26 protein-coding genes and 1 tRNA gene are annotated in these 25,088 nt (G+C 64.5%); 14 read left to right on the top strand and 13 right to left on the bottom strand.

Translation table 11 applies throughout. The features are described 5' to 3' along the window. Nucleotide 1 precedes the first annotated feature (1 nt). The 7 genes from mdcA (at nt 2) to GTP55_RS12015 (ending at nt 6,320) form a co-directional block, all read left to right on the top strand. The gene (gene mdcA / locus GTP55_RS12045) at nt 2-1,654 is read left to right on the top strand and encodes a malonate decarboxylase subunit alpha (RefSeq protein ID WP_161045164.1); all 1,653 of its coding nucleotides are present in this window, start codon (nt 2-4) and stop codon (nt 1,652-1,654) included. Nucleotides 1,655-1,752: 98 nt separating this feature from the next. Further along, complete coding sequence (gene mdcC, locus GTP55_RS12040) at nt 1,753-2,067, top strand: malonate decarboxylase acyl carrier protein (RefSeq protein WP_161045163.1); 315 nt, start codon at nt 1,753-1,755, stop codon at nt 2,065-2,067. Then, entirely contained in the window at nt 2,064-2,966 is a 903-nt protein-coding gene (locus tag GTP55_RS12035; RefSeq protein WP_161045162.1) for a biotin-independent malonate decarboxylase subunit beta, read from the top strand. The genes mdcC and GTP55_RS12035 overlap by 4 nt, the downstream gene beginning before the upstream one ends. Nucleotide 2,967: 1 nt before the next feature. Beyond that, a complete protein-coding gene (mdcE, locus tag GTP55_RS12030; protein ID WP_161045161.1) occupies nt 2,968-3,684 on the top strand; it encodes a biotin-independent malonate decarboxylase subunit gamma in 717 nt (238 codons plus the stop codon). Further along, complete coding sequence (mdcG, locus tag GTP55_RS12025) at nt 3,668-4,321, top strand: malonate decarboxylase holo-[acyl-carrier-protein] synthase (RefSeq protein WP_229257886.1); 654 nt, start codon at nt 3,668-3,670, stop codon at nt 4,319-4,321. The genes mdcE and mdcG overlap by 17 nt, the downstream gene beginning before the upstream one ends. 38 nt (nt 4,322-4,359) lie before the next feature. Next, complete coding sequence (locus tag GTP55_RS12020; RefSeq protein WP_229257906.1) at nt 4,360-5,412, top strand: triphosphoribosyl-dephospho-CoA synthase; 1,053 nt, start codon at nt 4,360-4,362, stop codon at nt 5,410-5,412. Continuing rightward, nucleotides 5,409-6,320, top strand: coding sequence for an ACP S-malonyltransferase (locus GTP55_RS12015; RefSeq protein ID WP_161045159.1), 912 nt, complete (start codon nt 5,409-5,411; stop codon nt 6,318-6,320). The genes GTP55_RS12020 and GTP55_RS12015 overlap by 4 nt, the downstream gene beginning before the upstream one ends. Here the strand turns inward: GTP55_RS12015 and trxC are convergent, their stop codons facing one another. The 5 genes from trxC to GTP55_RS11990 all read right to left on the bottom strand — a co-directional run bounded on the left by trxC (nt 6,321) and on the right by GTP55_RS11990 (nt 11,826). Beyond that, nucleotides 6,321-6,779, bottom strand: a complete 459-nt coding sequence (gene trxC, locus GTP55_RS12010) for a thioredoxin TrxC (protein WP_161045158.1) — start codon at nt 6,777-6,779, stop codon at nt 6,321-6,323. A gap of 160 nt (nt 6,780-6,939) precedes the next feature. Further along, nucleotides 6,940-7,569 carry a phasin family protein gene (locus GTP55_RS12005; protein ID WP_161045157.1) on the bottom strand — a complete coding sequence of 210 codons (630 nt, stop codon included), beginning with the start codon at nt 7,567-7,569 and terminating at the stop codon, nt 6,940-6,942. A gap of 96 nt (nt 7,570-7,665) precedes the next feature. After that, complete coding sequence (locus GTP55_RS12000; protein WP_161045156.1) at nt 7,666-9,246, bottom strand: hypothetical protein; 1,581 nt, start codon at nt 9,244-9,246, stop codon at nt 7,666-7,668. Then, on the bottom strand, nt 9,243-10,130 hold the full coding sequence (locus GTP55_RS11995) for an ABC transporter ATP-binding protein (RefSeq protein WP_161045155.1): 888 nt from the start codon (nt 10,128-10,130) through the stop codon (nt 9,243-9,245). The genes GTP55_RS12000 and GTP55_RS11995 overlap by 4 nt, the downstream gene beginning before the upstream one ends. Nucleotides 10,131-10,194: 64 nt before the next feature. Further along, entirely contained in the window at nt 10,195-11,826 is a 1,632-nt protein-coding gene (locus tag GTP55_RS11990) for an OFA family MFS transporter (protein WP_161045154.1), read from the bottom strand. Nucleotides 11,827-11,995: 169 nt separating this feature from the next. Here GTP55_RS11990 and GTP55_RS11985 point away from each other — a divergent pair, with 169 nt between their 5' ends. Together GTP55_RS11985 and GTP55_RS11980 are read left to right on the top strand one after the other, a co-directional pair. Continuing rightward, the gene (locus GTP55_RS11985) at nt 11,996-12,322 is read left to right on the top strand and encodes a flagellar basal body rod C-terminal domain-containing protein (RefSeq protein WP_161045153.1); all 327 of its coding nucleotides are present in this window, start codon (nt 11,996-11,998) and stop codon (nt 12,320-12,322) included. Between the two features lie 34 nt (nt 12,323-12,356). Then, nucleotides 12,357-13,913: a class I adenylate-forming enzyme family protein gene (locus GTP55_RS11980; protein ID WP_161045152.1), complete on the top strand. Its 1,557-nt coding sequence runs from the start codon at nt 12,357-12,359 to the stop codon at nt 13,911-13,913. Here GTP55_RS11980 and GTP55_RS11975 read toward each other — a convergent pair. Further along, nucleotides 13,873-14,628 (bottom strand): substrate-binding periplasmic protein, encoded by a 756-nt coding sequence (locus GTP55_RS11975; protein ID WP_161045151.1) that lies wholly within the window; start codon nt 14,626-14,628, stop codon nt 13,873-13,875. The genes GTP55_RS11980 and GTP55_RS11975 overlap by 41 nt on opposite strands. 54 nt (nt 14,629-14,682) lie before the next feature. Continuing rightward, entirely contained in the window at nt 14,683-15,666 is a 984-nt protein-coding gene (locus tag GTP55_RS11970) for an Lnb N-terminal periplasmic domain-containing protein (protein ID WP_161045150.1), read from the bottom strand. 236 nt (nt 15,667-15,902) lie between these two features. Here GTP55_RS11970 and GTP55_RS11965 point away from each other — a divergent pair, with 236 nt between their 5' ends. Then, on the top strand, nt 15,903-16,841 hold the full coding sequence (locus GTP55_RS11965; protein WP_161045149.1) for a LysR family transcriptional regulator: 939 nt from the start codon (nt 15,903-15,905) through the stop codon (nt 16,839-16,841). A gap of 88 nt (nt 16,842-16,929) precedes the next feature. Here GTP55_RS11965 and GTP55_RS11960 read toward each other — a convergent pair whose 3' ends face one another. Then, nucleotides 16,930-17,433 carry a KGG domain-containing protein gene (locus tag GTP55_RS11960; protein WP_161045148.1) on the bottom strand — a complete coding sequence of 168 codons (504 nt, stop codon included), beginning with the start codon at nt 17,431-17,433 and terminating at the stop codon, nt 16,930-16,932. Nucleotides 17,434-17,708: 275 nt separating this feature from the next. On the opposite strand from GTP55_RS11960, the gene GTP55_RS11955 reads away from it, so the two are divergent. The 3 genes from GTP55_RS11955 to GTP55_RS11945 all read left to right on the top strand — a co-directional run bounded on the left by GTP55_RS11955 (nt 17,709) and on the right by GTP55_RS11945 (nt 19,969). Continuing rightward, nucleotides 17,709-17,888, top strand: coding sequence for a hypothetical protein (locus GTP55_RS11955; RefSeq protein ID WP_161045147.1), 180 nt, complete (start codon nt 17,709-17,711; stop codon nt 17,886-17,888). Between the two features lie 114 nt (nt 17,889-18,002). Next, entirely contained in the window at nt 18,003-18,992 is a 990-nt protein-coding gene (locus tag GTP55_RS11950) for a gamma-glutamyl-gamma-aminobutyrate hydrolase family protein (protein WP_161045146.1), read from the top strand. Between the two features lie 272 nt (nt 18,993-19,264). Continuing rightward, nucleotides 19,265-19,969: a type 2 periplasmic-binding domain-containing protein gene (locus GTP55_RS11945; RefSeq protein ID WP_371868336.1), complete on the top strand. Its 705-nt coding sequence runs from the start codon at nt 19,265-19,267 to the stop codon at nt 19,967-19,969. Here GTP55_RS11945 and GTP55_RS11940 read toward each other — a convergent pair whose 3' ends face one another. Next, nucleotides 19,970-21,088: a YbdK family carboxylate-amine ligase gene (locus tag GTP55_RS11940; protein ID WP_161045144.1), complete on the bottom strand. Its 1,119-nt coding sequence runs from the start codon at nt 21,086-21,088 to the stop codon at nt 19,970-19,972. Next, nucleotides 21,088-22,275 (bottom strand): cation:proton antiporter, encoded by a 1,188-nt coding sequence (locus GTP55_RS11935; RefSeq protein WP_161045143.1) that lies wholly within the window; start codon nt 22,273-22,275, stop codon nt 21,088-21,090. Before GTP55_RS11935 ends, GTP55_RS11940 begins: the two co-directional genes overlap by 1 nt. Before the next feature lie 86 nt (nt 22,276-22,361). Between GTP55_RS11935 and fghA the strand changes: the two genes are divergently transcribed. Beyond that, the gene (gene fghA / locus GTP55_RS11930) at nt 22,362-23,204 is read left to right on the top strand and encodes an S-formylglutathione hydrolase (RefSeq protein WP_161045142.1); all 843 of its coding nucleotides are present in this window, start codon (nt 22,362-22,364) and stop codon (nt 23,202-23,204) included. A 2-nt stretch (nt 23,205-23,206) separates the two neighbouring features. Here the strand turns inward: fghA and GTP55_RS11925 are convergent, their stop codons facing one another. The 3 genes from GTP55_RS11925 to GTP55_RS11915 all read right to left on the bottom strand — a co-directional run bounded on the left by GTP55_RS11925 (nt 23,207) and on the right by GTP55_RS11915 (nt 25,036). Continuing rightward, nucleotides 23,207-23,788 (bottom strand): DJ-1/PfpI family protein, encoded by a 582-nt coding sequence (locus GTP55_RS11925; RefSeq protein WP_161045141.1) that lies wholly within the window; start codon nt 23,786-23,788, stop codon nt 23,207-23,209. Between the two features lie 74 nt (nt 23,789-23,862). Further along, on the bottom strand, nt 23,863-24,825 hold the full coding sequence (locus tag GTP55_RS11920; RefSeq protein WP_161045140.1) for a chemotaxis protein: 963 nt from the start codon (nt 24,823-24,825) through the stop codon (nt 23,863-23,865). A gap of 135 nt (nt 24,826-24,960) precedes the next feature. Then, nucleotides 24,961-25,036, bottom strand: a tRNA-Gly gene (locus GTP55_RS11915). Between the last annotated feature and the right edge of the window lie 52 nt (nt 25,037-25,088).

The following is a 25,088-nucleotide window of genomic DNA, read 5'->3' as shown; positions in this document are numbered from 1 at the left end:
AATGTCCTGGAACACCTTGCAGCAAAATCGCGATACGCGATTGCAGCGCGCCAAAGCGGCGTTGGGCAATGAACTGGATGGCAAAAGCCTGCCGCCCGCGCGTATCGCCGATCTGCTGCATGCGGTCATCGAATGCGGTGACCGCGTCTGCCTCGAAGGGAACAACCAGAAGCAGGCCGATTTTCTTGGGCATGCGCTGGCCAACCTGAATCCGGAGCGCGTCAACGACCTGCACATGCTGCAGTCGGTGCTGGCGCTGCCGGAGCACCTGGATGTCTTCGAGCGCGGCGTCGCCTCGCGGCTGGACTTTTCGTTCTCCGGCCCGCAGGCGGTGCGGGTGGCGCGGCTGGCCTCCAGCGGCAAGCTGAATATCGGCGCCATCCACACCTATCTGGAACTGTTCAGCCGCTACTTCATCGACCTGCCGCCGCGCGTTTGTCTGATCGCGGCAGAAGCGGCGGACCGCGAGGGTAACCTGTACACCGGTCCGAACACCGAGGATACGCCTGCCATCGTGGAAGCGACGGCGTTCAAGCAGGGCATCGTCATCGTCCAGGTGAACAAGATCGTCGACAAGGTGCCGCGCGTCGACGTGCCGGGCGACTGGGTGGACTTTGTGGTGCAGTCGCCGCGTCCCTACTACATCGAGCCGCTGTTCACGCGCGATCCGGCGCAGATTTCGGAAATCCAGGTGCTGATGGCGATGATGGCCATCAAAGGCATCTACGCCGAATATGAAGTGCAGCGCCTGAATCACGGCATCGGTTTCGACACGGCGGCCATCGAGCTGCTGCTGCCGACGTATGCGGAGTCGCTCGGGCTGCGCGGCAAGATCGGCAAGCACTGGGCGCTGAATCCCCATCCGGCGCTGATCCCGGCGATTGAGGCGGGGTTCGTCACCTCGATCCATTCGTTTGGTTCGGAGCTGGGCATGGAAGACTACATCCATGCACGGCCTGACGTATTTGCGATTGGCCCGGACGGCACCATGCGCAGCAACCGCGCCATGTGCCAGGCCGCCGGCCACTATGCCTGCGACATGTTCATCGGTTCGACCTTGCAGATTGATTTGCAGGGTAACTCGTCCACCGCGACGGCCGGCCGCATCTCCGGCTTTGGCGGCGCCTCCAATATGGGCGCCGATGCGCGCGGACGGCGTCACGCCAGCCCGGCATGGCTGAAGGCCGGCGAGCAGGCGCGCGCCGGCCGCAACACCATCCCGCGCGGCCAGAAGCTGGTGGTGCAGATGGTGGAGACCTTCCGCGAGCATATGCAGCCGGCCTTCGTTGAAAAGCTGGATGCGTGGGAGCTGATGGAACAAGCCAAGATGGCGATTCCGCCGGTGATGATCTACGGCGACGACGTCACCCACATCCTGACCGAGGAAGGCATCGCCAACCTCCTGCTGTGCCGCACCGACGAGGAGCGCGAACAGGCGATACGCGGCGTGGCTGGCTACACGCCGGTGGGTCTGGCGCGCGACCGGCGCATGGTGGAGAACCTGCGCGACCGCGGCATCATCACCCGCGCCGAAGACCTGGACATCGACAAGCGCCTGGCCACGCGCGACCTGCTGGCCGCCCGTAACATGAGAGACCTGGTGCGCGCATCGGGCGGTTTGTACAATCCGCCCAAGCGTTTCCGCAACTGGTAAGCCCCACCCACCGTCGTTCCCGCGCAGGCGGGAACCCATACTCGGCATGGATTCCCGCCTACGCGGGAATGACGGCGCTGAGTTAGGAGTCTAAGGACATGGAAACACTAAACTATCGATTTGAAAACGGCACGCACCACCTGACCGCGCCGCCGGAAGTGGTGGGCGTGGTCGGCTCGGGCAATCTGGAAGTGCTGATCGAGCCGGCCGCGCTGGACGGTGCATGCAGCATCGAGATCACCACCGCCGCTGTTGGCTTCGGCCAGATCTGGGAAGCGGTGATGCGCGACTTTCACCAGCGCTGGCTGCTGGCGGACACCCGCATTTCGATCAACGACATGGGCGCCACGCCGGCCGTGGTCAGCCTGCGCCTGGACCAGGCGGTACAGACCATGCTGGGAGATGCGCCATGAGCCGCCCTTTCAGCTATCAGGAAGCGACTGCGCGCGAACGCGTGCAGCATCTGTTCAATCCGGGCAGTTTTGAAGAATTCCTGCCACCGTCGGAGCGCGTCACCAGCCCTCACCTGCCGCAGCTGAATGCGCCGGTGGCGTTTGACGACGGAGTGGCGATCGGCCGCGCGCTGCTGGGCGGCGTACCGGTGTACGTGGCGGCGCAGGAAGGCGCTTTCATGGGCGGCGCCGTCGGCGAGGTGCACGGCGCCAAGCTGGTTGGCCTGCTGCGCAAGGCGGTGGCCGACAAGGTCGCGGCGGTGGTGATGCTGGTGGAATCGGGCGGCGTGCGTCTGCACGAAGCCAACGCCGGCCTGATCGCGGTGTCGGAAGTGATGCGCGCTTTGCTGGATGCGCGGGACGCCGGCGTTGCGGTGGTAGTGCTGGTGGGCGGCTCCAACGGCGCGTTCGGCGGCATGGGCATCGTGACGCGCTGCGCCAACGTGGTCATCATGTCGGAAGAAGGACGCTTGGCGATGTCCGGTCCCGAGGTGATTGAAACCGCCAACGGCGTAGAGGAATTCGATTCCCGCGACCGCGCGCTGGTGTGGCGCACGACCGGCGGCAAGCACCGCTATCTGCTGTGCGACTGTCAGCGCATCGTCGCCGATGACGTCGCGTCCTTCCGCGCTGCGGCGCAGGAAGCGGTGGCTTCGCTGGCCGGCGGCGACACTGCCTTGTCGCTGGAGGCGCTGGAAGCCGAGCAAAAAATGCTGTCGGACCGCTTGAACAATTACGGCGGCCTGCACGATCCGATCGATATCTGGACGGCGATGCAGATGCCGGATGCGGCCAATATCCCGATGCTGGACGCGGACAGTTTTGTCGCGGCAGCGGCATCGCACCGCCACGGAGGTTGAGATGGACTGGAAAAAACTGGCAGGTACGCTGTTCCCTGAAGGGCATACCATCGGCGAGAAGAATGAGTTCCTGAGCGGCGAGGCGCAGGTGGATGGTCAGACCGTGGCGGTGATCGGCACCACCGGCCATACGCCGATCGGCATCGAGATCGCGTTGGCGCAGGCGCAGGCGATTCTGCGCACGGTACGTGATTTTCCGGGCCGGCCGATTCTCATGCTGATCGATACGCAGGGCCAGCGCTTGCGGCACCGCGATGAGATGTTGGGCATTAACAGCTACATGGCGCACCTGGGCAAGTGCGTGGACCTGGCGCGGCGCAAGGGGCACAAGATTATCGGCCTGGTGTACGACCAGGCGCTGTCGGGCGGCTTTATCACCAGTGGTTTGATGGCGGATGCTTGTCATGCGCTGCCGGATGCCACCATCCGTGTAATGGGTTTGCCGGCGATGGCGCGCATTACCAAGGTGCCCGAAGAGCAGCTGACGGAACTGGCGCAGAGTAATCCTGTGTTTGCGCCGGGGCCGGAGAATTATCTGCGCATGGGCGGCCTGGAGTCGATCTGGCATGGCGATCTGGCGGCGCATTTGCGCACGGCGCTGGCGCAGCCGGTGGCGGGCGATCAGCGTAGCGCGCTTGGTTTGCAGCGTGGCGGTCGTCGTCTGGCGCAGCCGGTGATTGATGCGGTGCTGTCCGGCGGTCATGTCCAACGCGTCTAGCCCTTTTGAGCGGCATATGCTGGTGTGGCTGACCGCCATCGGTTGGCACGCCGCGTTTGACGCTGCGCGCGAGGAGCACAAGACGGCTCTCTCCTGGTGGGCGAATCATGATTGGCCGGTCGTGGTGCGGCGGATGGATGCGGATGCTGGCGCGGACGAGGTGTGTCTCGGCCTGCCGCTGCCGCCGGATAGCGCCGGCGTTAAAGTGCGGATTGCGCTGCGCGCGCGGGTGGCGGATATCAGCCGCACGGCGGCGGCGCTCTTGCTGCGTGACGCCGCGACGGTACGCGATGTTGCGGCGTTGTGTGACGACGCCGGCACGCTACCGTTGCGCGTGTTTGGGTCGGTGGCGATGCAGGCTTTGACCGGCTTGCAGTATCTGTCGCCGACGTCGGATGTGGATGTGCTGCTTCATCCTGCCAGCCGCCGGCAGCTGGAAGAAGGTATGGCGCTGTTGGCGCGCCATGCGGAACGCTTGCCGCTGGACGGCGAGATTGTGTTCCCTGGCGGCGCAGCGGTGTCGTGGAAGGAGTGGCAGATGGCGATGACGCATCCGGCCAAAGTGTTGGTGAAGGATTTACAGTCGGTGCGCTTGACCGAGACGGCGACGCTACTGGCGACATTGGAGGCGCAATGACGCGCGCGGCAGCTATGTCACTGCGCGCCGCGCCGGCGATGGCGACATCGGCGATCAGCACCCGTCGACTCGGACGCGCCGAGAAGCTGGACTTTGCGCGCGAAGTGGCGCGGCTGGCGGTGCGTAGTCTGCATGCCGAGTTGTGCCTGTATCCAAAGCCAGGCCTCGTGTCGCCGGTAGACAGCGGCAGCCATGACGACATGGATGCGGGCACCTTCATGCGCAGCATGTTCGCGCTGCGTCACTACTTCAAGAAAATCTGCTTGGCGGGATTGAACGACGCGCCGTTTGCGCAGCTGAAGGCATTGGGCATCGCAGCGGAGAGCGCGATGCTGAAAGCGACGCGCGGCATTAACACGCATCGCGGTGCGATCTTCAGCCTCGGCATGCTATGCGCCACCGCCGGCCACGCCCGCGCGCGCGGCACACCAATGACACCTGCCGCCCTTCGTGCCGCAATGCTGATCCGCTGGGGCGAAGAACTGGCAATGCACGCCGCCCCTGCGGCGACCATCTCCGGCCCACCGCGCGCCGCCGTCGCAAGCACGCAGGCGATGCAAGCGGAGGCCTACCTCGGTACGCGAGCCAGCATGGCAGCCTCCGGCAGCAGTCCGCGCGGCGTGGCGCCAGCGATGGCGGCATCGGCGGACGGTAGCCTGCCAGGCGGCGAGGTTGCGGGCGGACTGAGTAACGGTTTGCGCGTAGCGGCGCGGTATGCGGTGAGTGGCGCGCGGGAGGAAGGTGCTTTGGGATTGCCGTCCGTATTTGAGGTCGGCCTCCCTGTCCTGCTGGCCGCGCGCGCGCGTGGCGCTACTGTCACGGAGGAACGTGTCGATACGCTGTACATGCTAATGGCCCACATCAGCGACAGCAACGTCTATCACCGTGCGGGCCCGCACGGCGCACAGATCGTGCGTGATCATGCCGAACGCTTTCTGGCCCAAGGCGGCACCGCCAACAGCAACTGGCGCGTCGACGCCATCGCCAGCCATCACGTCTTCATGCAGCACCGCCTGTCGCCCGGCGGCGCGGCCGATCTGCTGGCGGCCTGCTGCCTGGTGCAAGCCCTCGCTGCCTTGGACACGCCATGAGCCGCGCACGCTTTCTGCTGCTCTGCCCCGGCCAGGGCGGCCAGCATGCCGGCATGTTTGATCTGCCCCGCACCAATCCAGCGGCCAGCGCGCTGATTGACCGTCTGCTCGACATGCAGCCAAAGACCGGCGACGATATCTTCGCCAACCTCACCGCACAGCCGCTAATTGTGACGGCCACACTGGGCATGTGGCAAGCCATCCGCGATTTCGCGCCGGCGCCCGCGCTGGTGGCCGGCTACAGCATCGGTGAACTGTCGGCCTACGGCGTGGCCGGCGCGATCACGCCCGAGCAGGCGGTCACGCTGGCGACACAGCGCGCGCAATGGATGGACGATTGCCAGCAAGCCGCGCCCGGCCAGGCGCTGGTCAGCATTACCGGCCTGACGCTGGCGAACGCCGGCAAACTGGCCGGCGCATACGATTACCACATCAGCATAGAAACGGCAGAAGACAGCTGCATCGCCGGCGGCCCCGGCGCGCAGGCGGACCAGCTATTGCAAGCGATCGAAGCCGCCGGCGCGCGCGGCAAGCGGCTGCCGGTGGCGGTGGCGTCGCACACGCCCTACATGCAAGACGCGGTGGCGCCGTTGGCACGGGCGTTGCGCGCGGCGGCATTCCAGCCGATACAGGCGCCGGTGCTGGCCGGCATCGACGCGGCGACCGTGCACGAGCACGCGCGTGCCGTCGAGACGCTCTCGCGCCAATTGGCCGAGCCGATACGCTGGCTCGCCTGCATGGACGCCGCTGCCGAAGCCGGCATCACCGTCGCGCTCGAGCTCGGCCCCGGCGGTGCCCTGTCGCGCATGCTGCAAAACCGCCACCCGCACATCGCCACCCGTTCGGTGGCCGACTTCCGGACGCTGGACGGGATCCGCAAATGGCTGGAGCGCGCGGCCGAAAACTGATCAGCGGTTGTTCTGGGTTGCCCAGGCGACGATATTCTGCGCGTCCATCGCGCCCGGCTGGCGCGCCACTTCGCGACCGCCCTTGAACAAGGCCAGCGTCGGGATGCTGCGGATGGCATAGCGCGCGGCCAGGTCCTGCGCCTGCTCGGTGTCGACCTTGACGACGCGGAAATGCGGTTCCAGACGTTGTGCAGCCTGCGCGTAAAACGGCGCCATCGTGCGGCACGGGCCGCACCACGGCGCCCAGAAATCCACCAGCACGGGAATGTCGCTGCGATCGATATGTTTGAGGAAGCGCGCGCTGCTCAGGTCGGTCGGCTGGCCGGTGAACAGCAGCTTCTGGCATTTGCCGCAGACGGGCTCGGATGCCAGCTTGGCGGTCGGCACGCGGTTGACTGCGTCGCAATGCGGGCAGACGATATGCAGCGACTCTGGCTGCGCGTTGGGGGAATTGGTCATGTCTCATCTCCGGCTACAAGCTGAGCATGATAATCCAAGGACGGAAAATGTGTATCCGCTTAAACGTAGAGGACGGGTTGGCGGCGCCTTTTAACCCGCACACCGCCGCGCCAGGGTCTGACCCCGCATGGGGTCAGACCCTTCCGTTCAGGGGTTGCTATCAGGTTTCTTTACGAGCCCCAGTCTGTTTGCTGCTCTGGGCGGCAGCTTGGGCGGCGGTTTGGGCCTGGGTGGCCTGGCCCTGCACAGTGCCGCTGTCGCGGGCTTCGGCGCCGCTGTGACCATTTTGTGCGGACTGGCTGCGGCCTTCGCTGCCGCGCGCCTGACGTTGGCCGTCGATACGGAACGGATCGGTGAATTTCTCCACCGCGTCCTGGTGGCTGCGCAGGGTTTTTTCGGTTTCTTCCGACGTCACACGCGCCACTTCATCGGCCAGGGCCTTGGCGGTGCGGCTGGTTTCCTGAATGTGCTCTTCGGCCACTTGGGATAGGTCCACTTGCGTGTCGGCGGCGATGCGCGACAGGTGTTGCTGGTAAGCGCGCAGTTTTTCTGCGGTCGGCTGGGCGTGCGAAGCCGCCGCCGAGATGGCCTCGGTCGGACGATGGGCGATGATGATCTGTTGGCCGACTTGCGTCGATTCTTCCAACATGGTTTGCGCCAGTTGAATGTTCAGGTCGCTGTATTGCTGAACAGAACGGAACAAGGTTTTCGACAGATCATTAAAGAACGACAATTGCGCTTCCAGATGGGTTTTTGCGGCTGGGGTAATAGTTTGGGAAAATGGGTACATAAAAGCCTCGTTGAGTTGTCAGCGCCGCGACATGCAGCGCGAACGTCAAGGCTACGTTAGCCCGATTTGCCACGTTTGATCTGCGTCAAACGTGGCCTAGTTCTGCCGTAATTCCACCAGCCGTCCCGCACACAGCAGTAGCGCCGCCGCCACCAGATAGCCCAGCACGGACTGCGCGGTTGCGGCGCCATTAAAGCCGACCGCGTCCAGCGCCGGCACTGACGTCGCCTGCGTCGCCACATACATGCCGAACAGAAACAGGCCGAGGAAGACGCGCGCCGTCCGGCTCAAGCCGCCGAACACGACGGCGGCGGCCGACAACGCCAGCACGCCGCTCAGCAGCGCCGCCGCGCGCAGCGGTGCGATCGCCAGCCAGCGGATCAGCACCGGCGCCGTGAACAGCAGCGCCAGCAGCACGGCCGCCAGCCATTGCGCCGCATAGGCGCGCGCCGGGCCGCCGGGCGCCGCCGCATTCAGCGCCGCCACATCGTACTGCGTGTCGCGCACGCTGATTTCGCTGACCAGGATGCCCCAGATGGCGATGGCGGCGGCCACCACCGCCCCCAGTTTGGCGCTGCCGATCACGCAGCCGGACACCAGCAACACCGGCACTGCCGCCACCGCCGCCGGATTGGCGGCCAGCACCAGCGCCAGCACCGCCAGCGCGTGACCGGCCACGCCAGGCAGCCGCGCCGCCAGTCCGAACACCGGCCGCGCCGCGCGCGCCAACGGCTGCAGCCAGCCGTTCAGCAGCGCCAGCGGCGACCAGTTGCGCCGGCCTGCCCGCGCCTTTACGCGGTCTGGCGAGAAACGGTGGAACAGCGCCAGTGCCGGCAGCAGCGGCAACCACGCCAGCAATGCGCAGGCGGCGCGGGTCCAACCGGCTTGCGCGCTCCACAAGTAATCCGGCAGCGTTACCGCCGCCAGCGCAGGATCGAACGTGCCGCCGCCGATCGTCAGGCCTGTCGACGGCAATACCTGCTGCACCGCGCCGATAATGGCGCCGATGCCGGAAAAGTCCAGCAGCAGCAAGGGATGCCACCCGGTGTGGCCGATGGTGGCGACAGCACCGATGCTCAGTTGCCCGGCCCAGACGAAGAAGAACAGCACATCGCCGCCCTTGCCCATCAACGGCGGCCAGGCGTCGAACAGCAGCACCATGCTGGCGGTGAAAAACACCAGCGGCAGCAGCACCAGCGCGTAGGTTTGCAGATAGATCAACAGCTGGACCGGGCCTTCGCCGCGCAGCAGATGCAGCACCAGCATCGTGACCAGGAAGATCAGCAGCAGCCCGCACAGATAGGCCACGTTGCCCAGCCAGCGGCCCACCAGGAACAGGCCGGAAGCCAGCGGCGTGGCGGCCATCACGGCGCCAATGCCGCTGCGAACATCCTCGCCCATGCGGCCGCGCGCCAGATAAAACCCGGCCAGGCCGAAGAACAAGCCAGTCAGCGCGGCGCTGCCGATCGCCAGGCAGCTGCTGGTGTACGCCACGCGGGCGTCGTCGCTGACGACCATCGCCTGATGTTGCGCCGGATCGCCGACCATCAGCCAGGTGAGCACAATCAGCGCCAGCACCGCGACCAGGGTGCCGGTGCGCCGCATGCGCAGCCGCAGTTCGGTCAGCAGCAGCGTCTTGAGGGCGTCGCCGGCGGACGGTGTCAGCGCCGCCGTCATGCCGCCAGTTCCACGCTGTCTCGCACTGCGCTCAGCGCATAGCGTTGCGCCATCAGCGCCTCTTCCAATGTCGGCTCGACCGGCACCGCGCCGGCCATTGGCGATGCGGGATGGGCGATGCGCAGCGTGATGCCGTCTGCGTGGCGCTGCGCTTGCAGCACCTGCAGTTGTGCGCGCAGCGCATCGTAGTCCGGCGCCGCCACCGTCACCGACCACACCTGGTTGCGCGCGCGCTGCACAAAGCTGTCCGGCGTGTCGCAAGCCACCAGCCGGCCCTGATTCATGACGGCCAGCCGGCCCGCCATGTTTTCGATATCCGAGACGATATGGGTCGACACGATCACCAGCTTGCGCAAGCCGATCTCCGACAGCAGATGGCGGAAGCGCAGCCGCTCTTCCGGATCGAGGCCGGCGGTCGGCTCGTCGACGATCAGCACATCGGGATCGTTGAGCAGCGCCTGCGCGATGCCCAGCCGCCGCCGCATACCGCCCGAGAAACCGGCCGCCTGGCGGCCCGCATGATCGTGCAGGTTGACCAGTTCCAGCAGACGGCGGATGCGGGCCGGATCGCGCACGCCTTTGAGCGCGGCGAAATACTGCATGAATTCCAGCGCGCTCAGATTGGGATAGACGCCGAAGTCCTGCGGCAGAAAGCCGAGCCGCGCGCGCATGGCCTCAGGCTTTTTCACGATATCGACACCATCGAACAGGATTTGGCCGCTGGTGGGTTTGGCGATGGTGGCGATCATCTGCATCAGCGTGGTCTTGCCGGCGCCGTTATGGCCGATCAGGCCTACCACGCCGGCCGGCAGCGTAAGGCTGACGTCATCCACCGCGCGGACATTCTTCCCAAAAGTCTTGACGACATTGCGTAATTCGAGCATGGCACTCCTGAAATAAAAACGGGGCCGTCACCGGCCCCGCAAGCTGGAGATTTATTCTACCTTGTTATTTAAACAGCACCGACGCTTTTTGCACCGTCAGCGCGATGCCGATCGCCAGCGGAATGCCGACCGCCAGCCAGCCGAAAGCCACCGCCAGCGGGCTGGTGACGCCGGTCGACGTCACCGCCGCGCCGTTCGATGCCGCGGCGTCGCGTTCGTGCGCGAGCTTCTTCTCGGCCGCCAGTTCGGCGTCGGTCATGAAGTGCCGGTCGGCCACGGGACGCACCAGCAGGTTGCAGATCAGGCCCAGCACCAGCAGGCCGGCCAGCACGTACATGGTGATGTCGTACGCCTGCGCCTTCGGCACGCCATGGTCGATCTGGTACTCGCGCACATAACTGATCAGCATCGGGCCAAACACGCCAGCCGCCGACCATGCGGTCAGCAGGCGGCCGTGGATGGCGCCCACCATCTGGGTGCCGAACAAGTCGGCCAGGTAGGCCGGCACGGTGGCGAAGCCGCCGCCGTACATCGACAGGATCACGCAGAAAAAGAGCACGAACAGCGGCAGCAGGCCGCTGTTCGCCAGCGATGGCACCAGCGCATACAACGCCACGCCCAGCACGAAGAAGATGCCGTAGGTGGCTTTGCGGCCAAGATAGTCGGAGCACGACGCCCAGAAGAAGCGGCCGCCGATATTAAACAGCGACAGCAGGCCGGTGAAGCCGGCGGCAATCGCGGCGATCTGCGCCTTCTGCGCCGTATCCAGTTCATTGAACGACAGCGGCAAATGCAGCAGCTGGCCGCCGAAGATTTCCTGCAGCAGCGGCGAGGCCATGCCGAGGATGCCGATACCGGCCGTGACGTTCAGGCACAACACCCACCACACCAGCCAGAATTGCGGAATGCCCCACACCTTGCTGGCGTGGACGTGGCGGCTGGTGATCATGGCGTTGCCGTTGGTGGCGGGCGGCGTCCAGCCGGCCGGTTTCCAGCCGGCCGGCGGCACGCGGTAGGCCAGCGCGCCGGCCATCATGAAGACGAAGTAGATGGCGGCCATGACCAGGAAAGTCTGCCACACGCCCACGGAGCTGGCGGTGGCGAAGTATTTCATCAGCTTGTCGGCCAGTGGCGCGCCGATCACGGCGCCGCCGCCAAAGCCCATGATGGCCATGCCGGTCGCCATGCCGCGCCGGTCCGGGAACCATTTGATCAAGGTCGACACGGGCGAGATGTAGCCCAGGCCCAGGCCGATGCCGCCGATCACGCCGGAGCCGAGCCACATCAGCCAGATCTGGTGCTGGTACACGCCCAGCGCCGAAATCACCAGGCCGCCGCACCAGCACAGCGCCGACACCACGCCGGCCTTGCGCGGACCGGCGTGTTCCAGCCAGCCGCCAAACAGCCAGGCGGACAAGCCGAGGAAAACGAAGAACATGGTGTACATCCAGCCCAGCATGGAAATCTGCCAGTCGCAGCTGGACGACAGGATGCGTTCCAGCAGGCCGCTATCGGCCGCGCAGGCCAGCGATTCCTTGATGCCGAGCGCCTTCGACAGCGGCAGCCAGAACACCGAAAAACCGTAGGCCATGCCGATGCACAGGTGGATCGCCAGCGCCGCCGGCGGCACCAGCCAACGATTGAAACCCGCACCGGCGACGGTGCGTTCCTTCTCTAGAAAATCAAACAAAGCCATGCACTTTTTCCCCGAAATGTGTTTCTTATGAACAATATCGGGCGCAAGAATATCACAGGCGGAAACGCCGGCACGAGTAATTGCAACAACACTGCGCCTATTTTTTAATCAGGCCGTGCATTCTTTTGGGCAACGGTGTAAACTATCGGAATTGCCGAAGGGAAATATCATGGCCATTGCCGCACTTAGCTCTGGAGTTACCGGTCTCAACGTCGCGCAACGCGCGTTGGGCAATAGCGCGCACGCGATCGCCAACATCGGCACGCAGGGCTTTCAACCGGCGCAGGCCACGTTTGCCGAAAACGCTCCGGCCGGCACCGGCGTGTCGATTTCCATGCGCGGCCAGGAATTGCTGCAAGTGGACGCCCCCAGCGCCACCAATCTGGCGGTGGAGACCACCAATTCATTGGTCTACAAGGCGCAATTCGACCTGTCGGCCAAGGTGGTGCAGGCGGCCGACCAGAATCTGGGCACGCTGATCGACATCAAGGCTTGATCGCCGCCGGCCATTTCGGCCACAATGCGCGGTAATGGATACCCTGAATACCGCAAAACTGCTCGCCGACCTGCCTCCCCGTATTTCCGCCATCCCGCGCCGCTGGGCCGCCCAGACGCCGCACGCGCACGCGCTGCACGACGGCCAGCGCCATTGGAGCTATGCCGAACTGGCCGCCGCCATCGACCACGCCGCCGCACTGGTGCGCGCCTGGCAGTTGCGGCCGGGCGACCGTCTGGCCGTGGTCGGCGAAAACTGCGTGGCGCAGGTGGTGCTGAGTTTTGCCGCCGCCGATGTCGACGCGTGGATCGTCCACATCAACGGCCGCCTTACGGCGCGCGAAGTGGACGGCGTGCTGGAACACAGCGGCGCGCGGCGGGCGATTTATCTGGCCGCGCCGGCCTCGCCGGAAACGGCTGCGCATGGCGCGCGTAATGGGGCGGTGGCGGCGGCGACGGTGGACGCGTCACTGGGCCAGTGGCTGGTCGGCCCGCTGAACGTGACCTGCGTGCCGGAGCCGGTGCATGCGGCGCCGGAGCAGCAGGTAGCGGCACTGCTCTACACCACCGGCACCACCGGCCAGCCGAAAGGCGTGATGCTCACGCAGCGCAACCTGCTGTTCATCGCCGCCGTATCGAGCACGCTGCGCGGCCTGACGCCGGCGGATCGTGCCTATGGCGTGCTGCCGATCAGCCACGTCTACGGCCTGACGTCGGTGATGCTGGGCACCTTGTATGCCGGCGCGTGTCTATATCTGTGCCCGCGCTTTACGCCGGATGGCCTGCTGGCGGCGCTGCGCGATGATCGCCTGACCATCGTGCAGGGCGTGCCGGCGATGTATGCGCGGTTGCTGGAAAAGCTGGGCGGCGCGCAAGCGCGCCTGAACACGCAACTGCGCTTCGCCTACGCCGGCGGCTCGCCACTGCCGCCATCGCTGAAGGCGCAGGTGGAGCAGCTGTTTGGACTGCCGCTGCACAACGGCTACGGCCTGACCGAGACTTCCCCCACCGTCAGCCAGACCCGCCTCGACCGGCCGCGCAGCGACACGTCAGTTGGCCAGCCGATTCCGGGCATCGAGGTGCGCGTGCGCAGTGGCGCATACGGCGCCGGCGAGGATGGCGCCGGCGAACTGTGGGTGCGCGGTCCCAACGTCATGCGCGGTTACTACCGCGAGCCGGCCCTGACGGCGGCCGTGCTGGATGCCGACGGCTGGCTCAACACCGGCGACATGGTGCGCCAGGACGCCGACGGCGCGCTGCACCTCGTCGGCCGCACCAAGGAGCTGATCATCCGCGCCGGTTTCAACGTCTACCCGCTGGAGGTAGAGACGGTGCTGAATGCCCATCCGTCGGTCACGCAATCGGCGGTAGTGGGCCGGCCGGCGGCCGATGGCGACGAGCAGGTGCTGGCGTTCGTGGAGCTCGATCCACGCCGTCCGGTGACGATGGCGGCGCTGGACCTGTACCTGCGCGACCAGCTGGCGCCATACAAGCGGCCGTCGCAGATCATCGCCATGGACGCGCTGCCGGCGGCGGCTTCCGGCAAGATCCTCAAGAGCCGACTGGCAGCAGCACCAGCTTGCGGCGACTGACGATATCGTCATAGGCGCCGCTGCGGCGCAGATTGTCCAGTGCGCGGTTGAACCTGGCCAGCAGCTCGGCGTTGGCCAGATCGCGGTTCACCATCATCACGTTCTCGGAACGGTAATACGGCGTCTCCAGGCTGTGGAAGCGTCCTGCCTCCCGCGCGAATTCGGTGCGGATAATATAGTTGCCCACGTTTTCGTCGGCAATGGCGAGGTCGAAGCGCCCCGCCTGCAACTTGCGGAAATTGGTCGGGTCGTTATTGGCCAGATCCAGCGCAATGCCGGCAGCCTTGAACAGCTCCTCGTACCAGTAGCCGGCCACGCCACCGATCCTGAATTGCCGCAGCTCGGCCAGGTCCCGGTTGGCGCCCGGCCAGCTGCGGCCGGGCTGGTCGTAATAGAAGAACTTGGCCCTGCGGGCATACAGCGTGTCGGACAGCAGATAGCGCTGCTGGCGTTCGGGCGTGGATACAAACGGCACCACCGCCCATACGTCGCGCGCATCCAGCAGCACCAGGCAGCGCTTCCACGGCATGAAGCGGAAGGTGAACTTCACGCCCATGTCCTTGCCGATGCGCTCGAACAGTTCGCCGATAAAGCTTTGCCGGGGATCGGCGCTGATATACGGCGGATAGTCGTTGGTGGCGATCACCAGCTCCGGCGGGGCCGCCCACGCCGTCATGCACCACATAGCCAGCCATGCTGCGATCAAGTGCCGCATCGGTTCTCCCCTGCGCCAGGACTTTCTCCCTTATACGCCAGATCGGGCCGCTTGTCAGCGCCGGATGCGCGCGGAGAAATCGTCAGCCTGGCCGGCCGCCCGCGCCCGGGCGGTGATGTGGGCATGCTGCCGCAGCGTAGCGAAATCGCCCTGCCCCTGCAGCGCGCCGAGATCGTACAGGTAGCGATCCAGATAGCCGGAGGCCAGCAGACGCCAGTCCAGCGGCAGGCCGGGCTGGATGCGGCGCGCCATCTGGTAGATGATGGTGGTGCAGTTGCCGATCAGGGTGTTGTAAAAACGCGGCGCGCGCTTCAGCTGTTCGCCTTCGTCCAGATAGGCCATGAACAGGGAACGCATCATCTCCGGCGGCATCTTCAGGCGGTACAGCCACATGTCCTCGTCGCGGACGTTGGTGCGCACGCGCAGGATGTCGCGCTCGTCGGCGGCGATCAGCACCGTCTCGTAGCGCTTGAAGAAGCCGGCCAGCGCGTCGAAACTCTCGCCGCGCTCCTTGCGGATCTCGATCGAAAACGTCAGGTAGCGGCCGTCGGCAAAGCCGAACGACACCAGCGTGTGGGCAATGGCCGGTCCCATCCAGTACGACAGCGCCACATCGACCGTGCGCAGCTGGTCCAGATCGTACTGGCGCGGCTCCCAGCGCACCGTGTAATCGGTGTCGCTGCGCCAGTCGAAATTGCGCACCTGGTCCAGCGTGACGATGCTGCCATCGACTTTGCCGGTCACCATGCGCGCGACATCGTCGGCCCACAGACGTTCGTGCGACGGCTGGATGGTGCGCCACCACGCCATCAGCACGATCAGCAGCACCAGCCACACGGACGGCGCCAGCCAGCTGCGGCGCCACAGGAAAACCAGCGCGGCGACGCTGATCGCGGCCCACACCAGCAGCGCCAGCTTGCGTGGCAAATCGCCGGCCGGCAGCTGGAACCACAGCGCGCCGGCGCCCCACGCCGCCAGCGCGGCCAGCACAAGTGAGGCAATCAGCATGGCGGCCATCGTCAGGATATGTTTAGTCATGCCGCGATTATGCGGCCTAATCCTCCTTGTCGTCGACTCCGCTGGTGCAGCCGATCTGGACGCAGATCAGTTTTACTGCAATACTCAGCACCACGCCGACAATGCCCAATAATTCCAACATGGCAGGTTCCGTTCAATAAGTAGAGATGCGAAGAAGAGACGCTTCACTTTAACGGCCAGGCCAGGTTTGATCCAATAGCAAAAACGGCGGCCATCTATCTCGAAACGGCATAACGGTGATTTCGCTCAAACAGTTTAAATATTTTATAGAGATCGTCGAAGCGGGCAGCTACTCGCGCGCGGCGGAAAAGCTGTACATCGCGCAGTCGGCGCTGAGCCGGCAAATCAAGGAACTGGAAGATGAGCTGCAAACGCCGCTGCTGATGCGCGACGCCCGCCAGTTCGAACTGACGCCGGCCGGACAGCTGTTCTTTGAACGCGGCAAGCGCATCCTGGAGGACATCGACGACACCCTGGTGCAGGCGCGGCATGTGGGCCAGGGATCGCAAGGCGTGATCCGGCTCCAGCATTCCAGTTCGGTGATCCTGACGCCGCGCATCAGCAACGCGCTGGCGCAAACGCTGGACGCGCATCCGGGCGTGACGCTGGAGGTGTCGATGCTGCCGTCGGAAAACCAGACGCTGGAAATCGAAGAAGGCCGCGCCGACATCGGCCTGCTACGGCTGCCGACCTTGCGCCGCCATCCGCACATCCAGGTGCGCGAAATCGGCAGCGAGCGGCTGATGGTGGCGGTGGCGCAGCACGCGCCGCTGGCGGCGCTGGACAATGTGGAACTGGCGGCGCTCAGCGATGAAGCGTTTATCTCCATTCCCCACAAGGACCGCGGCGGCTTGAGCTATCTGGTGGCCAATCTCTGCCTGGAACAGGGTTTCTTCCCCAAGCCGGCGCGGGCGTTGTCGCGCAAGTCGTCGCAGCTGAATTTGATCGAGGCGGGATTGGGCATCGCCATCGTCCCCGAGTGCATGCGCCTGACGGCGCCGGCTGGCGTGCGCTTTGTGACGCTGTCGCAGGGTCGGCTGCTGACCAGCGTCGGCCTGGCCACGCGGCGCGAAGCCGATCCGCTGGTGACGGCGTTCGCCGATGCGCTGACCGCACGGCTGGCGCTCCCTGTTGCTAGAACCGTGATGCGCGGTGTTTTGTCTCCAGCATCGTGATGCTGCCGCCCGAATAGCGCCCGCGAGTACTCGCGGGCGCTAACGGCGTCAACATGGCAGCGCGCGGCCGCCTGATGCATCACACTAATCAACGGTCTTTCTTGTGGCTTTGACGGCCGGCCTCCGCATGTTGCTCCGGAGTGCCGCCCCGTGTGCCACCGCTACCGCTGCTGCCGGTCTTGCCAGCGTCTTCGCTGCTGCCGCGCGAACCGCCACTACCGCTTTGTTGGCTGCCGCCGCTGCGCGAGCCGCCGGCGCCGGACGACCCGCGCATGCCGCCGTCCTGGTCGTCGTCCTGCTCATCGCTGCGGCTGCCGCGCGAGCCACTGCCGCTGCTGCCGCTTTGCTGATTGCCGTCGCTTCGATGGCTCATGCTGCCGGCCTTGCGCGCTTCGTCAGAGGTGAATTCGTGCGCGTTACCGGACGCATGGGCGGCACGACCGCCTTCCGCAGCGATCTCGCGCTGACGTTCCGGGTCCATCGAAGCGAAGCCACGGTTGCTGGTGTCGCTTTGCTCGCTGCTGCCTTTGTCAGTGCCCTGCTTGCCTTGGTTGCCTTGGTTGCCTTGGTTGCCTTGATTGGAACTGGCCATGATGCGGTCTCCTTTAGGTGTGGTCCCGGCACTGGTGCGCCAGGGAGAGCTCATGGTAAGACCGGGGCGACGGTGCGGGTAGAGCAGCTCGCCTGTGTTGGCGTAGGAGATTCCTTGCTTGTGAAGAGCCTGGGTCACATATGGATGAGCCAACAAGTTACACAGGCTGCGCCTACGTGAACACGGGCATCCGGCCTACACCGTGCTCTGGCATGGGGCACTAAGATACTCCACAGCGCCCTACTGGAGGTGCGCCTTTCACACGGAGAGTTATCATGAGCAAACCGACCCAAGGTGGCAAAAACGGCGGCAACAGCAGCGTGCAGGAAGCCAAAGGCAGCAAATCGGCCACGACCGGTTCGTCATCCACCGGCAATGGCGGCAGCAGCAAAGGCAATAGCCAGTCGGACGCCGGCGGCAACAAAGGCAGCAAAACCGGCAGCAAGTCCAAGTAACGGCGGCACGGCGGGCGCGCAATGTACGCGCGCTCACCTTCGCCCACCGTCGCGTACGACTGTTGACCTCGACCTGTGGCACACTGATGCCATCCGAGACCAACAGGAATGAGTATGAGCGACGGACCAGACCAGCAAGATCCCCCAGTCACGCCACAACGCCGCGCCGCCGATAAAAGCGAGCGCCGCCAGCAGGACCGCAAGACCCCGCACGACAGCGGCACGCCGCGCTACCTCGATCCCGGCGACACCGTCTTCAGCCTGTGGGGCCGCGTCATCATGGCGCGCTACCGGCGCGTGGCGGCAGCGGCCACCCGGCACATCATCCAGCGCCCGCTGCACATCGGCGTCTCGGCGCGCATCTTCCACCCGGAACCGGGCGCGACCGGCCTGCGCAGCAAGAATCTGCAGTATCTCGAAGAGTCGATCGCGCAGTGGGTGATGTCGCGCGATGTGCTGGTGTTCATGATCCCCACCGTCAATACCGATGGCCTGCTCCATCCGTCCAACATCCGCCTGCGCGATTATGCCAAGCATCTGGACGGGCTGGTGTTGCAAGGCGGCGCGGACGTTTCGCCGCAAAGCTATTCCGAATTGCCTACCCGGCCGGAATGGGGCGGTGACCGCGCGCGCGATATGTACGAACTGGAATTGCTGCATGAATTTGTCGAGGCCGGCAAGCCGGTGCTGGGCATTTGCCGCGGTTGCCAGTTGATCAACGTCGCCTTCGGCGGCACGCTGTACCAGGACATCGCGTCGGACGTGCCGGAATCGCTGGCCCACGTCAACGACGACTACGACCGCAATCGCCATGAAATCAGCTTCCCGGCCGGCTCGTCGCTGGCGCGCATGTTCAAGGGGCAGGCGCGGGGGCTGGTCAATTCGATCCACCACCAGGCAGTGAAAACGCTGGGGCGGGATATGTCGGTGGAGGCGCTGTCGGTGCCCGACAATATGGTCGAAGCGATCCGCTACCGCAAGGCGCCATTCGTGATGGGCCTGCAATGGCACCCGGAATTCCACCGCGCCGGCGGCGTCGAACTGCTGGACTGCACCGGCATCCTCGACAACTTCCTGCGCGTGGCCCGCGAGACGCGCTTCTGACCGCTGCCGGTGTATGCACACCCGGTGTGGTCTCGGGCTGATGCCTGAAATTGACTGAAATTGCCTGAAGATTGTCTGCTTTTTCCCGGCCACCTTTCGCACTTCTCCTATGAAGATGGGCTACGGCCTGTTACAAACGCAGGCATTTCTCAGGCGATTTCAGACAAAAGCAGGCATCGGCGGGAGGGACAAGCCCCTATGTATATACCGCGCAAGACAATGGTGTAGACTGGCGGCACCCTATAACGATAACCATCATCATGAGATGTGCCGTGCTCGCCGCCTGTCTGCTGCTGGCTTCGCCGCTGACCCCGGCTGAGGAAGTGATCCATGTGGCGTACAGCGAGCGGCCGCCTTACCTGATCACGCAGCCCGACGGCACGCCTGGCGGCCTGACCGGTGCGCCCGCCACCGCTGCCTTTCACAACGCCGGCATCCCCGTGCAATGGCACAAGGTGCCGAGCAACCGCCAGTTGATGATGGTGAAAGACCACGCCAGCCCCAGCTGCGCCATCGGCTGGTTCAACACGCCGCAACGGCGGCAATACGGCAAATTCACCAAGGCCATTTATCGCGACCGGACCTGGGTGGTGCTGAGCAACGCCGCCTTCGCCGCGCGCAACATCGGCTCGCTGGCCGAACTGGCGCGCCAGCACGACGCCCGCGTGCTGGTCAAGGATAACTATTCGTATGGAAACCTGGACGCCTTCATGACGCACTGGCAGCCGGTAAAGGCAATTTCCACCGCATCGACGCTAAAAATGCTGCAGTCGGTCAACACCGGCATGGTCGACCTGATGTTCGTCTCGGAAGACGAAGGCCACTACATCATGCAGCACCACGCCGCGCAGCATCCCAACCTGCGGCTGCTGGCGTTCAAGGATATGCCGCGCGGCATGGAGCGCCACATCATGTGCGGCACCAACGTCCCGGATGAGGTGATCGCCCGTCTCAATAAGGCGATCACCTTCAAGTAATCACCGCCCGCGGAAGCGGTGAATCGCTGAATCGACCACGCCCTCGACGCTGCCGCTGGCGTCAAACTGCTGGCGCAGATAATGCGCATCGCTGCCCTCATGCGTGACCTGCACCAAGTGCTGCAAGCCGGCCGTGGCGCCCAGCTGCGCGCCATACGGTTCCATCTTGCGCAGCGTGGTCAGGATATCTTCCCGCAGTGACAGGCTCTCGTAGGTTTTCGGATGCACCACCGTACCGTCCAGCCCGAAGCGACAGGCCTGGAAGCGGTTGTAGTTGTACACCAGGTAGTCGTCTTCTTCCGGCGCCGCCTCGCGCCGCTCCAGCAGATACGCACACAGCGATTGCAGATACACCGCCAGCGCCGCCGCCCGCTCCACCGTCAGCGGCGTGTCGCACACGCGCAGTTCGATGGTGCCGAACTCCGGCTTGGGACGGATATCCCAGTAGAAGTCCTTCATGCTCTTGATCACGCCGGTGTGTTCCATCTTGGCGAAATACTCGTGCTCGAAGGTGTGCCAGCTTTGCGTGAACGGCGCCCGGCCGCTCATCGGGAACGCAAACACCGAGTTCAGCCGCGCCGAGTTGAACAGCGTGTCATTGCCCTGCACATATGGCGACGACGACGACAGCGCGATGAAGTGCGGTACGTAGCGGCTCAGCGAATGCAGCAGGAACAAGGCGTCGTCGCCCGAGGCGCAGCCGATGTGGACGTGCTGGCCGAAAATGGTGAACTGCTTGGCCAGGTAGCCATACAGCTCCGACACTTCCTTGAAGCGCGGCTTGGAGAAGATGCGGCGGTCCGACCATTTCTGGAACGGGTGCGTGCCGCCGCCGCAGATGCCGATGTTGAGCTGCTCGCCGGCCGTCACCAGCGTGTCGCGGATCAGCTGCAACTGCGCCACCAGTTCGGTATGGTTGGTGTGCACGTCGCTGTTAATCTCGATCATGCTCTCGGTGATTTCCGGCGTGACGTTGCCGGGGAACGGCTTGCGGCTCAACAGGTGCAGCAAGTCCGGGCTGGACGCGGTCAGGTCGAAGTCCGACAGGCTGATCAGCTGCAGCTCCAGCTCGACGCCCATGGTCAGCGGCTTCGACGATTTAAATTCTTCCAATGCCATTATTTTTCCTCCTGGGTTGGCGATTCCTTGGCCCAGATCAGCGCCCGCTGCGTCAGCACCGGACCGACCACTTCCAGCAGCAGCGTCATGGCCGTCAGCGCGGCCAGCTCATCGACCAGCACGATCCCCATGTATTTGGTTTGCTCCAGCAGCAGCGTGACAAACACCGACATCGGCGACAGCGCGATGCCGGTCAGTACGCCCTTGCGCCACGAGATGCCGCTGACGTGCGCAAACGCCGCCACGCTGGTGGTCTTGACCAGGAAGCGCGCCAGCAGCAGAACCGCCGCCAGGCCGGCGCCATCGACTACCCGCTCCCACTCCAGCGTCGAGACGGCAAACACGAACAGCAGCACCGTCAGCAGTTCGCCGATGCCGCCGAAGTTGCGCTCGGTGCGGCTGAACGCCACCCGCTTGTGGCGCGCCGCCAGGCCGAAGGTCAAGGTGGCCAGCACCGGCGACACGTCAAACGCGCGCGATGCCGCCACCAGCAGGATCACGCCCAGCGCGAAGGCGATGGTGCCATCCTGCGCCAGCGCGCCCAGCCGGCGCAGCAGCGCCGGCACGATAAAGCCCATCACCGCGCCCATCGCGGCCGATACCAGCAGTTCGATGCCGCTGTGCGACACCGCCTGCGTCAGGCTGCCCGAGGTCTGGAACACCCAGAAGCCGACCACCACCTTGAACACGAACACCGCGATCACGCTGTTGATGGCGACCAGGTGCAGCACCCGTTCGGTCACCTGGCCGGAACTGTTTTCTTCGTTGATCACGCGCAGCACGCCGGCCGGCGAAGTCGACATCGCCAGCGAGGCCAGCAGCAGAGAAGTCAGCGGCGGCATGCCGGTCAGATGCGCGATCAGGTACACCACGCCGAAGGTCGCGGCCGATTCCACCAGCCCGCTGACGGCGATCCACGGATTGATCCGCAGCCAGTGCAGATTGATGCGGTAGCCAAATTCAAACAGGATCAGACCGAAGGCCATGTTGGCCAGAATGGTCACATTGCTTGAGGCGCCGCTGCTGAGCGCCTCCGGGAATGCCTGTGCCAGTAAAAATCCCACCAGACCGTAAACACTGATGCGCGGCAAGCGCGTCCAGCGATGCACGAATTCCCCCGAGAGCCAGGCCAGGGCAATCGCCAGTGGCCAGCCCAGATCGGCCAAAATGACCTGAATATCCGGCATGTACTTCTCCTTTTTAACAATACTTGTACAATTCTGCGCTGGATCGGCCGTTTTCACTGTGCGCTGAGGAACATAAGGACACAAATATGCTAGAGATTGTCAACGAACATGCCTGCTTCGGCGGCGTGCAGCGCTTTTATCGCCATGACTCGCGCGAGATCGGCTTGCCGATGCGCTTCTCGGCATTCATTCCCGCGCAGGCCGCGCAAGGCCCGGTGCCGGCGCTGTTCTACCTCGCCGGCCTGACCTGCACCGAAGAGACCTTCATGGTCAAGGCCGGCGCGCAGCGCGTTGCGGCCGAGCTGGGCCTGATGCTGATCGCGCCCGACACCAGCCCGCGCGGCGCCAATGTCGACGGCGAAAGCGACAGCTGGGATTTCGGCGTCGGCGCCGGCTTCTACCTCGACGCCACCGAGGCCAAGTGGGCCAGGCACTATCGCATGTACAGCTACATTCATGAGCTGCGCGAACTGGTGGCGCGCGAACTGCCGGTCGACGCCCAGCGCTTCGGCATCTTCGGCCACTCGATGGGCGGCCATGGCGCGCTGACCATGGCGCTGAAACGCCCGGACGTGTTCCGCTCGGTCTCGGCGTTTGCGCCGATCGCCGCGCCGTCGCAATGCCCGTGGGGCCGCAAGGCGTTCAGCGGCTACCTCGGGCAGGATACGGCGGCATGGGCACAGTACGACGCCACCCTGCTGATGGCAGGGCTGAACACGCCCTTCCCGGCCGGCATCCTGATCGACCAGGGCCTGGGCGACAAATTCCTGGCCGAGCAGCTGTACCCGGAGGCCTTCGAGGCCGCCTGCCGGACGGCGGCGCAGCCGCTGACCCTGCGCCGCCACGCGGACTACGATCACGGCTACTACTTCATCCAGACCTTCGTCGAAGACCACCTGCGCTTCCACGCGCAGAATCTTGCGGCTTGACGCTATAGCTTGATTTCGGTGCCCAGTTTCTGCAGGAACTGGGCGATCCACGCCGGATGCGCTGGCCACGCCGGCGCGGTGACGAAGATGCCGTCGGTCACCGCCTGGTCGACCGGAATCTCGGCATAGGTGGCGCCGGCCAGCCTCACCTCCGGCGCGCAGGCCGGATAAGCGGAGATGGTCCTGCCGCGGATCACCTCGGCCGCCGCCAGCACCTGCGCGCCGTGGCACACTGCCGCAATCGGCTTGGCCGCCGCCGCGAACTGCTGCACCAGTTCGATCACGCGTGGATTGAGCCGCAGGTATTCCGGCGCGCGGCCGCCGGCGATCATCAGCGCGTCGTAGTTGCCGACCTCGGCGTCGGCAAAGCTGGCGTTCAGCTTGAACAGGTGGCCGGGCTTTTCGGTGTAGGTCTGGTCGCCCTCAAAATCGTGGATGGCGGTCTTGATGGTGTCGCCGGCCTTTTTGTCCGGGCACACGGCGTGCACGGTATGGCCGACGGCCTGCAGCGCCTGGAACGGCACCATGGTCTCGTAATCTTCCGCAAAGTCGCCCGTCAGGAACAGAATTTTCTTGGCTGCCACGGTATATCCTTTCGAAAAAAATAAAGGGCCGCGACGTCGCCGTCGCGGCCCTTCATACTACCGTGTTTTGCGACTTACGCCGCAGCCTTGCCCAAGACCGAACGAATCGTGCCGGCCAGGTCCTCGGCCGAGAACTTGGCGACATACGCATCGGCGCCCACGCCTTTGACGTGGTCTTCATTGGTCTTGCCCGACAACGAAGAGTGGATCACCACAGGAATCTTGCCGAAGCGCGGGTCCTGCTTGATCAGGCGGGTCAAGGTAAAGCCATCCATCTCCGGCATTTCCAGATCGGTCAGCACCATCGCCACCCGATCCGTAATCTGCAAGCCTTCGGCCTTGGCGCCGTCCGCGATCGACTGCAGGCGGTCCCAGGCTTCCTTGCCGGATTTGGTCATGATGAAATGCACGCCCATCGCTTCCAGACCTTTTTCGATCAGGTTGCGCGCCACCACCGAATCGTCGGCGGCCAGCACCACGGCGCCCGGTTTCAGCAGCACTTTCGGGCCGATGGTTTCCGGATCGATATCTTCGCGTTCCGGCGGCACCAGTTCGCGCAAGATGGTTTCCACGTCCAGCACCTGCGCCAGGCGGGTGTTTTGCGTGTCGCCATCGACGCGGGCGATGCTGGTGACCTTGCCGCCGGCCGTGCCTTCGGCCGTCAGCACCTGGCTCCAGTCCAGGCGCACGATTTCATCCACTGATTCGACCGCGAACGCTTGCGTGGTGCGCGCGAATTCAGTGACCAACATAATATTCAGACCAGTTTTTGGGGTCACACCGACAATGCCTGGCAAATCCAGCACCGTGATGATTTGTCCGCGCAGATTGACTACGCCCAGCATGTGTGGCGGGGATCCGGCCACAGCAGTCACTTCGGGCATCGCAACGATTTCGCGGATTTTGAAGACGTTAATACCGAACAGCTCAGAATGTTCGCCATTGGCGTCGCCGCCGAGACGGAACAAGAGGAGTTCGAACTTGTTGGAGTTGGTTAAATTACTACGCTCATCAACTTCCTGTTGAACAGATTTCATGGATTCGTCTCCTTCGGTGGTCCTAACCCAGTATAACGTTAGCAACGCCGAATATGTTGTGTTGGAGAACGATAAACAACAAAAAAGGAAGCCCGTGGGCTTCCTTTATATTGCTACTCATATGCTAGCGAATTCTGGAGCGGGAGAAGAGTCTCGAACTCTCGACCTCAACCTTGGCAAGGTTGCGCTCTACCAACTGAGCTACTCCCGCAGAAGGCATGCATTATGACAGAAAGTTTTCTCTTTCGCCAGTGCCATGGCCC

It is taken from the genome of Duganella margarita (genome assembly GCF_009857535.1).
Lineage (GTDB): Bacteria > Pseudomonadota > Gammaproteobacteria > Burkholderiales > Burkholderiaceae_D > Rugamonas > Rugamonas margarita.
This window is presented reverse-complemented; position numbering and strand designations above follow the sequence as displayed.

Coding starts and splice junctions, on each gene's coding strand:
- GTP55_RS11975 (WP_161045151.1), bottom strand. CDS start 14,628: ATGCGGCACTTGATCGCAGCATGGCTGGCTATGTGGTGCATGACGGCG.
- mdcC (WP_161045163.1), top strand. CDS start 1,753: ATGGAAACACTAAACTATCGATTTGAAAACGGCACGCACCACCTGACC.
- fghA (WP_161045142.1), top strand. CDS start 22,362: ATGCTAGAGATTGTCAACGAACATGCCTGCTTCGGCGGCGTGCAGCGC.
- GTP55_RS11955 (WP_161045147.1), top strand. CDS start 17,709: ATGAGCAAACCGACCCAAGGTGGCAAAAACGGCGGCAACAGCAGCGTG.
- GTP55_RS11960 (WP_161045148.1), bottom strand. CDS start 17,433: ATGGCCAGTTCCAATCAAGGCAACCAAGGCAACCAAGGCAACCAAGGC.
- mdcE (WP_161045161.1), top strand. CDS start 2,968: ATGGACTGGAAAAAACTGGCAGGTACGCTGTTCCCTGAAGGGCATACC.
- GTP55_RS11950 (WP_161045146.1), top strand. CDS start 18,003: ATGAGCGACGGACCAGACCAGCAAGATCCCCCAGTCACGCCACAACGC.
- mdcA (WP_161045164.1), top strand. CDS start 2: ATGTCCTGGAACACCTTGCAGCAAAATCGCGATACGCGATTGCAGCGC.
- GTP55_RS11970 (WP_161045150.1), bottom strand. CDS start 15,666: ATGACTAAACATATCCTGACGATGGCCGCCATGCTGATTGCCTCACTT.
- GTP55_RS11990 (WP_161045154.1), bottom strand. CDS start 11,826: ATGGCTTTGTTTGATTTTCTAGAGAAGGAACGCACCGTCGCCGGTGCG.
- GTP55_RS11980 (WP_161045152.1), top strand. CDS start 12,357: ATGGATACCCTGAATACCGCAAAACTGCTCGCCGACCTGCCTCCCCGT.
- GTP55_RS11995 (WP_161045155.1), bottom strand. CDS start 10,130: ATGCTCGAATTACGCAATGTCGTCAAGACTTTTGGGAAGAATGTCCGC.
- GTP55_RS12035 (WP_161045162.1), top strand. CDS start 2,064: ATGAGCCGCCCTTTCAGCTATCAGGAAGCGACTGCGCGCGAACGCGTG.
- GTP55_RS12020 (WP_229257906.1), top strand. CDS start 4,360: ATGGCGACATCGGCGATCAGCACCCGTCGACTCGGACGCGCCGAGAAG.
- mdcG (WP_229257886.1), top strand. CDS start 3,668: ATGTCCAACGCGTCTAGCCCTTTTGAGCGGCATATGCTGGTGTGGCTG.
- GTP55_RS12000 (WP_161045156.1), bottom strand. CDS start 9,246: ATGACGGCGGCGCTGACACCGTCCGCCGGCGACGCCCTCAAGACGCTG.
- trxC (WP_161045158.1), bottom strand. CDS start 6,779: ATGACCAATTCCCCCAACGCGCAGCCAGAGTCGCTGCATATCGTCTGC.
- GTP55_RS11920 (WP_161045140.1), bottom strand. CDS start 24,825: ATGAAATCTGTTCAACAGGAAGTTGATGAGCGTAGTAATTTAACCAAC.
- GTP55_RS12015 (WP_161045159.1), top strand. CDS start 5,409: ATGAGCCGCGCACGCTTTCTGCTGCTCTGCCCCGGCCAGGGCGGCCAG.
- GTP55_RS11935 (WP_161045143.1), bottom strand. CDS start 22,275: ATGCCGGATATTCAGGTCATTTTGGCCGATCTGGGCTGGCCACTGGCG.
- GTP55_RS12005 (WP_161045157.1), bottom strand. CDS start 7,569: ATGTACCCATTTTCCCAAACTATTACCCCAGCCGCAAAAACCCATCTG.
- GTP55_RS11985 (WP_161045153.1), top strand. CDS start 11,996: ATGGCCATTGCCGCACTTAGCTCTGGAGTTACCGGTCTCAACGTCGCG.
- GTP55_RS11940 (WP_161045144.1), bottom strand. CDS start 21,088: ATGGCATTGGAAGAATTTAAATCGTCGAAGCCGCTGACCATGGGCGTC.